This is a genomic window from Pseudomonas sp. G.S.17 (assembly GCF_038096165.1).
In the GTDB taxonomy this organism is placed as follows: Bacteria; Pseudomonadota; Gammaproteobacteria; order Pseudomonadales; family Pseudomonadaceae; genus Aquipseudomonas.
The window spans coordinates 1,913,717-1,927,663 of the sequence record NZ_CP151076.1 but is presented as its reverse complement, the minus strand read 5'-3'; the positions used below and the strand labels follow the sequence as shown (position 1 = coordinate 1,927,663).

The 13,947-nt window shown below is 57.6% G+C and carries 13 protein-coding genes and 1 pseudogene; 12 read left to right on the top strand and 2 right to left on the bottom strand.

Annotation, left to right across the window (positions count from 1 at the left end):
* Window positions 1–361: 361 nt before the first annotated feature.
* The 10 genes and pseudogenes from puuE (at window position 362) to AABC73_RS08815 (ending at window position 9,873) form a co-directional block, all read left to right on the top strand.
* The gene (puuE, locus tag AABC73_RS08860) at window positions 362–1,297 is read left to right on the top strand and encodes an allantoinase PuuE (protein ID WP_341523256.1); all 936 of its coding nucleotides are present in this window, start codon (window positions 362–364) and stop codon (window positions 1,295–1,297) included.
* Window positions 1,294–1,809 (top strand): 2-oxo-4-hydroxy-4-carboxy-5-ureidoimidazoline decarboxylase, encoded by a 516-nt coding sequence (uraD, locus tag AABC73_RS08855; RefSeq protein ID WP_341523255.1) that lies wholly within the window; start codon window positions 1,294–1,296, stop codon window positions 1,807–1,809. The genes puuE and uraD overlap by 4 nt, the downstream gene beginning before the upstream one ends.
* Before the next feature lie 63 nt (window positions 1,810–1,872).
* Complete coding sequence (gene alc, locus AABC73_RS08850) at window positions 1,873–2,868, top strand: allantoicase (RefSeq protein WP_047577800.1); 996 nt, start codon at window positions 1,873–1,875, stop codon at window positions 2,866–2,868.
* A 146-nt stretch (window positions 2,869–3,014) separates the two neighbouring features.
* Window positions 3,015–3,527: an ureidoglycolate lyase gene (locus tag AABC73_RS08845; protein ID WP_341523254.1), complete on the top strand. Its 513-nt coding sequence runs from the start codon at window positions 3,015–3,017 to the stop codon at window positions 3,525–3,527.
* Window positions 3,528–3,708: 181 nt separating this feature from the next.
* Window positions 3,709–4,998: a urate hydroxylase PuuD gene (locus AABC73_RS08840; RefSeq protein ID WP_341523253.1), complete on the top strand. Its 1,290-nt coding sequence runs from the start codon at window positions 3,709–3,711 to the stop codon at window positions 4,996–4,998.
* Between the two features lie 195 nt (window positions 4,999–5,193).
* Window positions 5,194–5,820, top strand: a pseudogene (locus AABC73_RS08835) (solute carrier family 23 protein); the annotation flags it as partial.
* A 547-nt stretch (window positions 5,821–6,367) separates the two neighbouring features.
* Window positions 6,368–7,153 carry an outer membrane protein OmpK gene (locus tag AABC73_RS08830; RefSeq protein ID WP_341523252.1) on the top strand — a complete coding sequence of 262 codons (786 nt, stop codon included), beginning with the start codon at window positions 6,368–6,370 and terminating at the stop codon, window positions 7,151–7,153.
* Between the two features lie 232 nt (window positions 7,154–7,385).
* Entirely contained in the window at window positions 7,386–8,081 is a 696-nt protein-coding gene (locus AABC73_RS08825) for a histidine phosphatase family protein (RefSeq protein WP_341523251.1), read from the top strand.
* 34 nt (window positions 8,082–8,115) lie between these two features.
* Entirely contained in the window at window positions 8,116–8,952 is an 837-nt protein-coding gene (locus AABC73_RS08820) for a phosphatase PAP2 family protein (RefSeq protein WP_341523250.1), read from the top strand.
* 147 nt (window positions 8,953–9,099) lie between these two features.
* Complete coding sequence (locus tag AABC73_RS08815; protein WP_341523249.1) at window positions 9,100–9,873, top strand: hypothetical protein; 774 nt, start codon at window positions 9,100–9,102, stop codon at window positions 9,871–9,873.
* 33 nt (window positions 9,874–9,906) lie between these two features.
* On the opposite strand, the gene AABC73_RS08810 is transcribed toward AABC73_RS08815, so the two are convergent.
* Window positions 9,907–10,122: a hypothetical protein gene (locus AABC73_RS08810; RefSeq protein ID WP_341523248.1), complete on the bottom strand. Its 216-nt coding sequence runs from the start codon at window positions 10,120–10,122 to the stop codon at window positions 9,907–9,909.
* 18 nt (window positions 10,123–10,140) lie between these two features.
* Window positions 10,141–11,049: a DUF808 domain-containing protein gene (locus AABC73_RS08805; RefSeq protein WP_341523247.1), complete on the bottom strand. Its 909-nt coding sequence runs from the start codon at window positions 11,047–11,049 to the stop codon at window positions 10,141–10,143.
* Window positions 11,050–11,193: 144 nt separating this feature from the next.
* Between AABC73_RS08805 and AABC73_RS08800 the strand changes: the two genes are divergently transcribed.
* Together AABC73_RS08800 and AABC73_RS08795 are read left to right on the top strand one after the other, a co-directional pair.
* Window positions 11,194–11,799: a TetR/AcrR family transcriptional regulator gene (locus tag AABC73_RS08800; RefSeq protein WP_341523246.1), complete on the top strand. Its 606-nt coding sequence runs from the start codon at window positions 11,194–11,196 to the stop codon at window positions 11,797–11,799.
* Window positions 11,800–12,307: 508 nt separating this feature from the next.
* Window positions 12,308–13,939, top strand: coding sequence for a methyl-accepting chemotaxis protein (locus AABC73_RS08795; RefSeq protein ID WP_341523245.1), 1,632 nt, complete (start codon window positions 12,308–12,310; stop codon window positions 13,937–13,939).
* The last annotated feature ends 8 nt before the right edge of the window (window positions 13,940–13,947 follow it).

Below are 13,947 nucleotides of genomic sequence, written 5' to 3'. Positions count from 1 at the left end.
CGCCTCATCAGTGAATAAAAGTGTCGTGCTCGCCTCAAAACAGTGCTTAAAAATTTGAGCAAGGCACGATTAAGACACTTTCATAGAAAGTTGTACACAATTAAAAGTGCTTTTCCGCAATGGAAATCCATACGCAGGCACAGTAGACCGTTTTATCGGGAATTGAGGATATCGTTGAGGTTTTTCACTGGAACCTGACCAGTCAGGCAAGTTTCTTGCAACGTTACTTCTCATCAGGAAGGCGAAAAAACAGGGTTACAAAGTGAAAACAAAGTTGTATACAATCTCAACGCCGCAGTGAAAGCAGGCAAGACCATTGCCCCCCTGCGAGATACGACACACCGACACGAGGAAGACTGCAGTGAGCGCTGACTACCCACGCGACCTGATCGGCTACGGCAGCAACCCGCCCCATCCACACTGGCCGGGCAACGCACGTATTGCCTTGTCGTTTGTGCTCAATTACGAGGAAGGCGGCGAACGCAATATCCTGCATGGCGACAAGGAGTCCGAAGCCTTCCTTTCGGAAATGGTCTCCGCGCAACCGCTGCAGGGCGAGCGCAACATGAGCATGGAATCGCTCTACGAATACGGCAGTCGCGCCGGTGTGTGGCGCATCCTCAAGCTGTTCAGGGAATTTGATATTCCGCTGACGATTTTTGCGGTGGCCATGGCCGCGCAACGGCATCCGGATGTGATCCGCGCCATGGTCGCCGCAGGCCATGAAATCTGCAGCCATGGTTATCGCTGGATCGACTATCAGTACATGGACGAGGCCCAGGAGCGCGAGCACATGCTCGAAGCGATCCGCATCCTCACCGAGATCAGCGGTGAACGTCCGCTGGGCTGGTACACCGGCCGCACCGGCCCGAATACCCGGCGACTGGTCATGGAGGAAGGCGGATTTCTCTACGATTGCGACACCTATGACGACGACCTGCCGTATTGGGAGCCGAACAACCCCACCGGCAAGGCGCATCTGGTGATTCCGTACACCCTGGACACCAATGACATGCGCTTCACTCAGGTGCAGGGTTTCAACAATGGCGAGCAGTTTTTCCAGTATCTGAAAGACGCGTTCGACGTGTTGTACGCCGAGGGCGCCGAAGCGCCGAAGATGCTTTCCATCGGCCTGCATTGCCGCCTGATCGGCCGCCCTGCCCGACTTGCTGCGCTCAAGCGCTTTATCGAATATGCAAAAAGTCATGAGCAGGTCTGGTTTACCCGCCGCGTCGACATTGCTCGCCACTGGCACGCCGAACACCCGTTCAATCCACAGACAGAGGCTGCGCTGTGAGCCATTTCAAGACGGTCAAACCCTCGGCCCTGAGCCGCGAAGATTTTGTCAGCGCATTCGCCGACATCTACGAACATTCGCCTTGGGTTGCCGAGCAGGCCTACGACAAAGGCCAGGGCGCGGAACTCGACGTTATCGAGACGCTGCATGCGCGCATGAGCGACATCCTGTTGAGTGCTGATCACGCCGCACAACTGGCGTTGATCAACGCTCACCCGGACCTTGCCGGCAAAGCCGCCGTGCAAGGCCAACTGACCGAAGCCAGCACCCACGAACAAGCGGGCGCCGGGATCCACCAATGCACGGCTGAAGAGTTCCAGCGCTTCACCGAGCTGAACGACGCCTATAAAGCGAAGTTTGCGTTCCCCTTCATCATGGCGGTCAAAGGCAGCAACCGGCATCAGATCCTCGCCGCATTCGAAACGCGCATTCACAATCCGCTGGAAACCGAATTCGCCTGCGCTCTGGTGGAGATCAACAAGATTGCGCTGTTTCGTTTGCAGGCCTTGTGATGCATACCACTTTTGCAACCGACCATTCCCACGCCACCGACTGAAAAAAGGCAGACAAAAAGAATGAAAGCTTACGCCGTACCCTTCGAAAAATTCGTCAACCTGGCCGATGCGCGCCTGGGCACCAAAATCATTTCCGTCACCGACGATTGGTTCGCCGACGCCAACCGTTTGTTCCAGCCCACGCCTGCCGTGTTCAAGGAAGGCGTGTTCGATGACAACGGCAAGTGGATGGACGGCTGGGAGTCGCGCCGCAAACGTTTCGAAGGTTACGACAGCGCGGTGATCCGCCTGGGTGTTGCTGGCTCGATCAAAGGCGTGGACATCGACACCTCGTTCTTCACCGGCAACTATCCGCCTTCGGCGTCGCTGGAAGCCTGTTTCCTGGCCTCCGGCGAACCGGATGACGGCACCCAGTGGACGGAAATCCTCTCGGCGGTGGAACTGAACGGCGACAGCCATCACTTCCATGAAATCAGCAACGATCAGGCGTTCAGCCACTTGCGCTTCAATATCTACCCTGATGGCGGCGTTGCGCGTTTGCGGGTCTACGGCATCCCGTTCCGCGACTGGTCGGCGGTGGCTGACAACGAGCAGGTCGATCTGGCCTCGGCGCTCAACGGCGGTCGGGCCCTGGCCTGTTCCGACGAGCACTTCGGACGCATGAGCAACATCCTCAATCCGGGCCGTGGCGTGAACATGGGCGACGGCTGGGAAACCGCGCGCCGTCGCACGCCAGGCAATGACTGGGTAATCGTTGCCCTGGGTCATGCCGGGGAAGTCGAGAAAGTCATCGTCGACACCTTGCACTTCAAGGGCAACTACCCGGACAGCTGCTCGATCCAGGGCGCGTTCGTCAAGGGCGGCACCGATAATCAGATCGAAACCCAGAGCCTGTTCTGGCGCGAATTGCTGCCCAGCCAGAAACTGCAAATGCATGCCGAGCACGAGTTCGCCGAGCAGATCAAGGCGCTGGGACCGATCACCCATATCCGCCTGAATGTGTTCCCGGATGGTGGGGTGAGTCGTCTTCGAGTGCTGGGTAAAGTGTCGAAGTGACCGATTACCCGCAGGACCGGCTTTAGCCGGGAGCAGGCATTCCTGACGCAACAATTGCATCGAATGTGTGGACCCCCTCCCGGCTAAAGCCGGTCCTACGGGTCGTCAGTATGGAATCAATTGAACTCAAGAACAGAAGACCCAACATGCGCACATTGACCATCGAGCCGTTGACCAAAGAAGCTTTCGCCCCTTTCGGTGACGTCATCGAAACCGACGGCAGCGATCACTTCATGATCAACAACGGCTCGACCATGCGTTTTCATCGTCTGGCCGAAGTGGAAACCGCAACGCCGGATGACAAGGCGATCATCAGCATCTTCCGCGCCGAGGCGCTGGAAATGCCGTTGACGCTGTGCATGCTGGAGCGCCATCCGCTGGGCAGCCAGGCGTTCGTGCCGCTGCTCGGCAACCCCTTTCTGATCGTGGTCGCGCCACTTGGCGATGTGCCTGAATCAGAGTTGGCCCGCGCCTTCATTTCCAATGGCAGGCAGGGCGTTAATTACCATCGCGGCGTCTGGCACCACCCGGTGCTGACGATCGAAAAGCGGGATGACTTCCTGGTGGTTGATCGCAGTGGAACTGGCAATAACTGCGATGAGCATTTCTTCACTGAGAGCCAGAGGCTGGTTCTCGACCCCCACCAGCAGGTTGCGTGAAAACGTAGCGAGCGAAGGCAAGACAAGGCGAAAACAGGCGAGGACGCGGAGTTTAGGCTTCTAAATGAGCAGTCCGAGCCTGTTTTCAACGCAGTATTGCCGAGCGGAGTAGTTTTCACGCCAGCTGCGATAAGAGAAGGGTCTGAACGTCCGTAGTGACGACAGGCAAAAGGTAAAAACCGTGGAAGCACATTTGATGGAATGGCTGAATCTAAGCGTGCGCTGGATTCACATGATTGTCGGGATCGCCTGGATCGGCGCGTCCTTCTATTTCGTCTGGCTGGAAAACAACCTCAACCGGGTCAACCCGCGTGACGGTCTGTCCGGGGATTTGTGGGCCATTCATGGTGGCGGCATCTATCACCTGGAAAAGTACAAGCTCGCCCCGCCGACCATGCCCGACAACCTGCACTGGTTCAAATGGGAAGCGTATTTCACCTGGATGTCCGGCGTCGCGCTGCTGTGCGTAGTGTTTTACGCCAATCCGACCCTGTATCTGCTGGCTCCGGGCAGCAGCCTGTCCGGCCTTGAAGGCGTGGCACTGGGTCTCGGTTCGTTGTTCGTCGGCTGGTTCGTGTACAGCTTTCTCTGCGACTCGGCGTTGGGCAAACGCCCTGCCCTGCTCGGCTTTATCCTGTTCGTGCTGTTGATCGCTGCGGCCTACGGTTTCAGCAAAGTATTCAGCGGGCGCGGCGCTTATCTGCATGTCGGCGCGATCATCGGCACGATCATGGTCGGCAACGTATTCCGCATCATCATGCCCGCCCAGCGTGCGCTAGTAGCGGCCATCGCCGAGAACCGCACGCCGGACCCATCGCTGCCCGCCAAGGGCCTGTTGCGTTCGCGGCACAACAACTATTTCACCTTGCCGGTGCTGTTCATCATGATCAGCAACCACTTCCCGAGCACTTACGGCAGCCAGTACAACTGGTTGATCCTGGCCGGGATCGCGGTTTTGGCGGTGCTGGTTCGGCACTACTTCAACACCCGTCACAACAGCCATAAATACGCCTGGACGTTGCCCGTCGCAGCCCTCGGCATGTTGTGTCTGGCCTACGTGACCGGTCCTGCGCAAATGCCAAGAGCACCGGAAGCAGCGAAGATCGACTATCAGCCGCTGCCGGGTACGGCCATTGGCGGTTATCGCCATGACGAACCCCGGCCCGAACCTGCGCCCGCGCCGGTTGAGGTTGCCAAGGCCAGCCCCGGTGTCGATTTCGACAAGGTGCACAGCGTGATTCAGGAACGCTGCGCGGTGTGTCATTCGGCCAAGCCCACCAGCCCGCTGTTCAGTACCGCACCGGCCGGAATCATGTTCGACACGCCGCAGCAGATCCAGCAACTGGCGCCGCGTATCCAGGCCCAGGCCGTGGTTTCGCAAATCATGCCGCTGGGCAACATCACCCAGATGACCCAACAGGAACGTGAGTTGCTGGGGCAATGGATTGATAAAGGGGCGCAGACTAATTGAGGTAACGCCCCTCGGTGGGAGCGAGCTTGCTCGCGAATGCACTGTCATGCCTGACGCCAGTCGGTGCATGTACCGGCCTCTTCGCGAATAAATTCGCTCCTACAGTCGTCAACGGTTTACCCGATGTCGTGATCCAAACGTTGTACCGGTCAGCCCCGCTGCCCATAAAAATAAAAACAAAATCCGAGGTGTTGCATGTCCGAGTCCACTCACGCGCGCATCCCCGCCGCGCCGCCAAGACAGCCCCTGCCACTGCTGCAATTGTTCCTGGTGGGCCTGCAACACGTTCTCTTGATGTACGGCGGCGCCATCGCCGTGCCGCTGATCATCGGTCAGGCCGCCGGCTTGTCCCGGGAAGAAATCGCCTTTCTGATCAACGCCGACCTGCTGGTCGCTGGCATTGCCACGGTCGTGCAATCCCTGGGCATCGGCCCGTTGGGGATTCGCATGCCAGTGATGATGGGCGCCAGTTTCGCCGCAGTCGGCAGCATGGTGGTGATGGCCGGAACGCCGGGGATCGGCATGCCGGGCATTTTCGGTGCGACCATTGCGGCCGGTTTCTTTGGCCTGTTGATCGCGCCGTTCATGTCGAAGATCGTGCGTTTCTTCCCGCCGCTGGTGACCGGCACGGTAATCACCTCGATTGGCCTTTCATTGTTCCCCGTCGCAGTGAACTGGGCCGGCGGCGGCAGCAAGGCGCCCAGTTTCGGCAATCCGATTTATCTGCTGGTCGCGGCATTGGTGCTGCTCACCATCCTGCTCATCAACCGTTTCATGCGCGGCTTCTGGGTGAATATTTCAGTGCTGATCGGCATGGGCCTGATTCCGGTGGTGCGTCCGGAATTCTTCGCTCATCTGCCGCAATGGATGGGGCCGATCACCCACAGCGGCATCGCCATGGCGACCCTCAGCGCGGTGCTGTTGAACCTGCTGTTCAACATTCTCGGTGGTGTGGATCGGCAAGCATCGAGCGACGCCCTACATCCACGTTGAACGAACGCGCGGCGCGGACGATCTGCGGGCAGACGTGCCCCAGTATCGTCACCCGTGCCCCGTCGCAGCGCACTTGAGCCTGATGGCGAGAGCCAGTATTCTCCGCCGCCGCGCCAAAACCGCACATCTTTGGATCCTGACCAACCGGACAGCTAGCTGACCGAGCGGTCAACTGCATGAGTTTCGGGAAAAACGCCTTGAATCGACAGCCCAGAGCGCTTTCGATTGCACTTTTGCGCTTTTTTTATGGCATTGGCCTAGCTCTTGCTATGTATCCAAGGCGCATCAAAGCTGACCAAACCGACATGTTTTAACCGGCACTAAAAGGCGTCAAAACAGAGCGCCAAAAACATACCTATCAACAGGGGAGCACCGCATGAACCGTACTATTTCCAGCCTGGTATTTGCCGGCAGTTTGTTGGCCGCCGGACAGACCATGGCCGGCGACCTTCTACAATGGCAGAGCAACAGCCTGACGTATCTGAACGGTCGCGACTTCGCAGTCAACCCGTCAAATCAACAGACCTTCACCTTCGAACATGCTGACGGCTGGAAATACGGCGACAACTTCCTGTTCATTGACAAGATCTTTTATAACGGCAAAGGCGACGCCAATTCGGGCGATAACACTTATTACGGCGAGATCTCCCCACGCTTGTCCATGGGCAAGATCTTTGGTCAGAAATTCGAGTTCGGGCCAATCTCCGACGTATTGCTCGCCGCCACTTATGAGTTTGGCGAAGGCGACAACGAGTCGTACCTGATCGGTCCGGGCTTCGACCTGAAGATCCCCGGTTTCGACTACTTCCAGCTGAACTTCTACAAGCGCTACACCGACGGCCATCGCCAGGGTTACGGCGCCTGGCAGGTTACTCCGGTGTGGTCCTACACCATTCCAGTGGGCAAATCAGACATCCTGATCGACGGTTTCATGGACTGGGTCGTGGATAACAAGTCCGATCACAATGGCGAATACAAATCCAACGTGCACTTCAACCCGCAGATCAAATACGACCTGGGCAAAGCGTTGAACCTGCCGGATCGCCAGCTGTATGTCGGTATCGAGTACGACTATTGGTCTGACAAATACGGCATCGAAGACACCAAGTACTTCGATACCAATCAGAATACGGCGAGCTTGTTGGTGAAAGTGTTCTTCTGATCGAACCCCGGCGAGGGCCATCAGCGCCCTCGTCATGTTTGCGGATTCCAGAGACATGTGAATTTTTTTTTCACATCCCTTTGACCCATCATTGACTCCCGCCTCCCTAAGATCCGCAGCATGCAGTCACTCAATCCTTGAGAGTCGGCAACGTTACGGTCTTCAGCACACCTGTGAATTACGACGCTGTCGATTTTGATTAACCGACCCAGACGGTAGATAGCGCCTCATCATGGAATCACTGTTCAGCCGAATCGTCGCTCATGGCCGAGCGAGCAATAAACCGGGCGCCGGCGTTCCGGCCCGGTATCAGAAGCTGGTGGTGATGCTGTCTTTTTTCATCCTGGCGGTATTGATCGGCCTGTGGTTCCTGCGCGCGGCGGCGCCGGTGGACCTGGCTCAGGGCCGCAATATGCGCAATGCCGATGTGTATGCGCGTTGGGCCAAAGGCGAACTGGTGGTTCTGGTTCGGCATGCCGAGCGCTGTGATCACTCCACCAATCCCTGCCTTGATGTGGCCGACGGCATTACCCGCAAGGGTCGGAGCACAGCCGTTGAACTGGGCAATTCCTTCCGCACGCTGGGCCTGGCCAATGCCGATATCTTCAGCAGTCCGCTGGCCCGAACCCGGCAGACCTCGACCTTCGCCTTCAATCAGGCAAGTGCGGGTGAAGACTGGCTGATCAACTGTCGGCGCACCATGCTGGAGGATGTGCTGCGCCACAAAGCCGATCATCGCAATCTGATCCTGGTCACTCACAGCGAATGCATCGACCAGCTGGAACGTTCTCTGCAAGTGTCGTCGCGCTCAATGCTTGATTACGGCAGCTCGCTGTTCGTCGCCGTGGATCCCGACGACCATACCGCGCACGTCCTGGGTTTTCTCGACGCGCCGGACTGGAAGTCCGTACTTGCCAAACGCCCGTAACCATCATGAATACTCTCGAGCCGGGACATGCCGCGTGAATAATCCAAAACATCAGTTTTATCTAATCAATATTGGCCTGCCGCTGTTCCTGGCACTTTCGATATTTGTTGTGTTCGACTTGACGCAACTGGACGTGGCAATCAGCAATCTTCTGTATAACGCCGACAGCCACACGTTCTGGCTGGAACATAACAAACTGTTCGAGGACATTACCCACCGCTGGGCACGGATCATTCCAAACTGGACCGGTGAAGCTGCGATTATTGGTGCTGTGCTGTCTTTTCTGTGGCCCCGATTCAACGCTGAAAAACATGTGCGGATGATTGCCTTTCTGGAGAGAACACACGTCGCAAGGCTGTTGAGGTTCTGCACGCGGCACCGTCGTGACTTTCTATTCCTGGTCTTCTCCTTCGCGATAACCACCGGTGTTATCCACTACTTCAAAAGCCATACCAGCATCTACTGCCCTATCGAAACAACGCTGTATGGCGGCACCATGGAAAAGAAAGAGTGGTTCGAAAATTTCAGCCTGCTGCGTGAAGCCGGTAAAGGTCGCTGCTGGCCCGGCGGCCATGCCTCCGGTGGTTTTACCATGCTCGCCTTGTACTTCGTCGCTCGTCGTTATCGCTGGCGGCATGCCAAAGCGCTGCTTTACTGGACGCTATTGCTCGGCATGGTTTATGGGACCACCCGCGTACTACAAGGCTGGCACTTTATGTCGCACACGTTCTGGGCCGGTATTCTGGTCTGGTTCTCGGCATTCTTTACCGCGCTGGCATTTTATGGCCGACGCGTCCTGGAATTACCGCTGCGTAACAACACTGGTCCGCCAGTTCCAGCGGCGCAGGCCGAGTTAGTCGCAGACAACTAATAGCCGCATGGATAAATTTTTCATGCCCAGCTGACTCATTTTTTACTTTTGACTTGGCATGATTCATTCAGGGTCGGACGCAATGTCCGACCCTCGCGTATCGACCGAACAACAACGACATCGCTGACCCACCTTTGAGTTTCAAACATGAATAAACTACCGCAGATCACGCTCGCGTTCTGGATTATGAAAATCTGTGCAACCACATTAGGCGAGACAGCCAGTGATTTGCTGTCCATGACCCTGGATGTGGGCTATGCGATGAGTTCGCTGATATTAATCAGCGTCTTCGTTGCCACACTTTTTACGCAACTGGCATCCCGGCGTTACCACCCGGCGCTTTACTGGATCGTGATTCTTTCTACCAGCACGGCTGGCACCACCATGTCGGACTTCATGGATCGCACGCTCGGCCTTGGCTACGCCACCGGCTCGGCCATATTGATCGCGATCCTGCTGGCGATATTCGCCGCCTGGCATTTCAGTGAAAAATCCCTGTCAGTGGACCGTATTACCACCCTCAAGGGTGAGCTGTTCTATTGGTTCGCGATCCTGTTCTCGAACACGCTGGGCACCGCATTGGGCGACTTCCTGGCAGACGATTCAGGCCTGGGTTTCGCCGGTGGGGCGTTGTTGATCGGCGGTGCCATTGCAGTCGTCGTCGCGCTCAAGTTCTTCACCCGGATTTCGACGGTGCTGCTGTTTTGGGTGGCGTTCGTCCTGACCCGGCCTTTCGGTGCGACATTGGGCGACTTCCTGACCAAGCCGTTTGACAAGGGCGGCCTGGATTTTGGCACGGTCGGCTCGTCGCTGGTGTTGTTGGCGGTGCTGGTCGCGTTGGTGGTGCTGGCGACGGTCTACAACAGCCAGAAGAAGCCAAGAGAAAACCAGCCGCAACTGGCTTCTCTCGGGGATAGCTGAAGGTGGTGCCTGGGCAAATTACGAATCCCGTGGCTACTCCCACGGCAACGGCTTACCTGCCCGAATATTCGAATTGATCGAGCGCAGCAGCTCCAGCGGGTCACGGTCGGTGCGGGCATGGCTTTGTTCGTCGACCCAGCTGGTGACCTGTTTGCGCTCAAGACTCGGTCGCAGATGAAGAATCTCTACCAGCTGGCGCTCGCACTGTTGTGCATAGGCGACCACGCTGGAAAACAAAGGGCTATTCATTGAGTCGAACCTCGCCATTCATGCCCTGATACGTTTCCAGATTCTACCGGCAACCGTCACCAGCAACACCAACAGTGCGCCCGCTACCAGCCCGGCGACAGCGTCGATGACCGTCGGGACAACCATTGAAAAACCACCCACCGACTCAGCAGCACGCTGGGTCAGGTTTTCGCTCCAGTGATGAGCGAACGGCAGGCCGTGGGTGAGGATACCGCCGCCGACCATGAACATGGCAGCTGTACCGACGATGGACAGCACTTTCATCAGCACCGGTGCCAGCCAGAGCAATGCGCCGCCGACTGCTTGCAAGGCTGAATTGGCGCCCTTCTTCAGATACAGCCCCAGATCGTCAAGCTTGACGATGCCAGCTACCAGACCATAAACGCCGACGGTGATCAGCACCGCCACGATCACCAGCACGCCAACCTGGTCCATGAACGGCCGGGTGGAAACCACGCCCAAGGCGAGCACGATGATTTCAGCGGACAGGATGAAGTCAGTGCGAATCGCGCCCTTGATGCGGTCTTTCTCGAAAGCCACCATGTCGACATTCTGGTCGGCAGTGGCCTGCGTGCGTTGCTGGCGCTCTGCTTCGGTTTCGGGGTGCAGCCATTTGTGCGCGAGCTTTTCAAAACCCTCGAAGCACAGGAACGCACCGCCGATCATCAGCAGCGGCAAGATCCCCCACGGCGCGAAAGCACTGATCAGCAACGCGGCTGGTACCAGAATCGCCTTGTTGAGCAGCGACCCCTTGGCCACGGCCCAAACCACCGGCAGTTCACGGTCAGCGCTGACGCCAGTGACTTGCTGCGCATTGAGCGCGAGATCGTCGCCCAGCACTCCGGCGGTTTTTTTTGCAGCGAGCGAGACATCGTCAAGCAGCGTTGCAATGTCATCCAGAAGGGTCAGCAAGCTTCCAGCAGCCACAGGCAATATCCTTAACACAATCAATGAAAATCAAACTGGCGCTATTGAACCATAGCCGTGTCGGCAAATGCCGCGATCTTGAGGCTCGCGTGAGGGCGGTGCTACCATGCGCCTCCGCTGAACGGGCAAGGAAACCTCTGGTTTATGAGCAGTATTCGCGAGCGCAATAAAGAGCTGATCCTGCGTGCAGCCAGTGAAGAGTTCGCCGACCGGGGATTTGCGGCCACCAAGACCAGCGACATCGCCGCCAAGGCCGGTCTGCCCAAACCCAACGTCTATTACTACTTCAAGTCCAAGGAAAACCTCTATCGCGAGGTGCTCGAAAGCATCATCGAGCCCATCCTGCGTGCCTCGACGCCCTTCAATCGTGAGGGTGTACCGGCGCAAGTGCTCAGCGCCTACATCCGCTCCAAGATCCGCATTTCCCGCGAGCTGCCGTTTGCCTCGAAAGTCTTCGCCAGCGAGATCATGCACGGCGCGCCGCACCTGACGCCGGAGCAGGTCGAACAGCTCAACGGCCAGGCGCGGCACAACATCGAATGCATCCAGGCCTGGATCGACAGTGGGCAGATCGCCGGGATCGATCCCCATCACCTGATGTTCACCATCTGGGCCGCGACTCAGACCTACGCGGATTTCGACTGGCAGATCTCCACGGTCACCGGCAAGACCAGGCTCGACGACGCGGATTATGAGGCCGCCGCGCAGACCATCATTCGGCTGGTGCTCAAGGGTTGTGAGCCGGACTGACTAGTTGTGGGAGCAAGCTTGCTTGCGAAGGCGTAGCTTCAGACCAGACTATGTCGAATGTGACGAAGCTTCGCGAGCAAGGTGGATCGCCACCCCGGTCGCTCCCACAAGTGATTCTTTGCGACTAAATCCCGAACAACAAAAAACCCGCCGAAGCGGGTTTTTTGCATGACCATTCCAACATCCTGTCAGTAGCCGTCCTGGCAATGGTCGATCATCCCTGACCCCGTAGCGCTTCCTTGGCTGCGGTTGTTGGATCCAATGTTATGCCCCTGCTGTGGCCAGCAATAGAGCGAACTTCCCGACTTCGTGTAAGCCTTTGGCTATACGTGGATTTACCCTACAAAAATTTGTGAACCGTCTCTCACGTTTGGCGGTCGTGGGCCGACAGCATGTAGAGGACAATCGGAGTGGATGCTCTCGCTATGCCTGTCTGGATTAGCCCTCGACGCACTCGCTTGGTTTAGGCGCAGACTGCGAAAACAATAAAAAATACGGAGTAATAGTCATGACTATGCGCAACTTATCGATCAGCCGCCGTCTTTGGCTGATTCTCATAGTGTCCGTATTGATGCTGTGCACGCTGACGGCCGCGATGCTCAGACAGGTTCATAACGATCTGTACGACGCCAAAGCCCAGAAAACCATGCATGTGGTGCAAACCGCCAGCGGCATTCTCGAGTACTACCACGGCCTGGAAACGGCCGGAACGCTCTCCAAGGACCTGGCTCAGGAACAGGCGCTCAACGCCATTCGCAGCCTGCGCTATAACCAGAACGACTATTTCTGGATCAACGACCTGCGCCCGGTAATGATCATGCATCCGGTCAGCGTCAAGCTGGTCGGTCAGGACTTGTCAGCAATCAAAGACCCGGACGGCTTCGCGCTCTTCAATGAAATGGTTGCGGTGGCCAAGTCCAAAGGCGCCGGGATGATCCAGTACCGTTGGCCAAAACCGGGCGCCAGCGAGCCGGTGCAGAAGATTTCCTATGTGCAACTCTTCGCGCCATGGGGCTGGATTCTGGGTTCCGGGGTCTACGTTGACGACGTCTCGGCCGAGTTCCAGCAACAAGTCTGGCGCGCCGTGTTGTTCAGCCTGGCGATCGTGCTGGTCATGGCATTGCTGGTCATCCTGATCGGCCGCAGCATCGTCCGGCCATTGCGCGAAGCGGTGCAGGCGATGGCCGACATCGCCAGTGGCGAAAGCGACCTGACGCGCACGTTGCAAACCCACGGCAACGACGAAATCACCCAACTGGCGCGGCATTTCAACGCTTTCACCGCCAAGCTGCGCGGCGTTGTGAGCCAGCTGCAAACCTCCGCCAATGGCCTGGAACAGGCTTCCACTGACCTGGGGCATAACGCCGAACAGGCCCAAGCCCGCAGCCAGCAGCAATCGCAACAAATGGAGCTGGTGGCCACCGCCGTCAATGAAGTCACCTACGGCGTGCAGGACGTGGCGAAGAACGCCGAGCATGCGGCCAATGAAATGCGCGATGCCGAAGCTCAGGCCCATCAGGGCCAGGTCAATATCGACAGCAGCTTGCGCCAGATCGATCATCTGTCCGGCACGATCAATCAGGCCGTGGAAGTGATCCGCACCCTGGCGGCAGAAAGCACGCAGATCGGCAGCGTCCTGGAGGTGATCAGCTCGATTGCCGAGCAGACCAACCTGCTGGCTCTCAACGCCGCCATCGAAGCGGCCCGGGCCGGTGAACAGGGCAGGGGTTTTGCCGTGGTTGCCGATGAAGTGCGCTTGTTGGCGCAACGCACGCAGAAATCCACCGCTGAAATCCAGGCGATGATCGAACGCCTGCAAACCCACTCCAACGCAGCGGTCAAAGTCATCGCCGACAGCAGCCGTTCGTCCCAGCTGACCATCGAGCAGGCCAATCAGGCCGGCCAGAGCCTGACTTCCATCAGCCAGGCGCTGCGTAACCTCAACAGCCTGAACGCATCGATTGCCAGCGCGACCCTGCAACAATCCCACGTCGTCGAGGACATCAATCAGAACGTCACCCAGGCCGCGCAACTGTCGCAAACCACCGCCATCGCCGCTGAGCAATCGAGTGGCGCCAGTCTGCATCTGCGCAATTTGAGCGAGCAACTCAACAGTCTGCTCAAGCAATTCCGCGTCTGAAATGTTCA

Bases quoted from the DNA above. Each gene is read 5' to 3' on its own strand.
- alc (WP_047577800.1), top strand. From the start codon at position 1,873: ATGAAAGCTTACGCCGTACCCTTCGAAAAATTCGTCAACCTGGCCGAT.
- AABC73_RS08845 (WP_341523254.1), top strand. From the start codon at position 3,015: ATGCGCACATTGACCATCGAGCCGTTGACCAAAGAAGCTTTCGCCCCT.
- AABC73_RS08830 (WP_341523252.1), top strand. From the start codon at position 6,368: ATGAACCGTACTATTTCCAGCCTGGTATTTGCCGGCAGTTTGTTGGCC.
- AABC73_RS08825 (WP_341523251.1), top strand. From the start codon at position 7,386: ATGGAATCACTGTTCAGCCGAATCGTCGCTCATGGCCGAGCGAGCAAT.
- AABC73_RS08815 (WP_341523249.1), top strand. From the start codon at position 9,100: ATGAATAAACTACCGCAGATCACGCTCGCGTTCTGGATTATGAAAATC.
- AABC73_RS08810 (WP_341523248.1), bottom strand. From the start codon at position 10,122: ATGAATAGCCCTTTGTTTTCCAGCGTGGTCGCCTATGCACAACAGTGC.
- AABC73_RS08800 (WP_341523246.1), top strand. From the start codon at position 11,194: ATGAGCAGTATTCGCGAGCGCAATAAAGAGCTGATCCTGCGTGCAGCC.
- AABC73_RS08795 (WP_341523245.1), top strand. From the start codon at position 12,308: ATGACTATGCGCAACTTATCGATCAGCCGCCGTCTTTGGCTGATTCTC.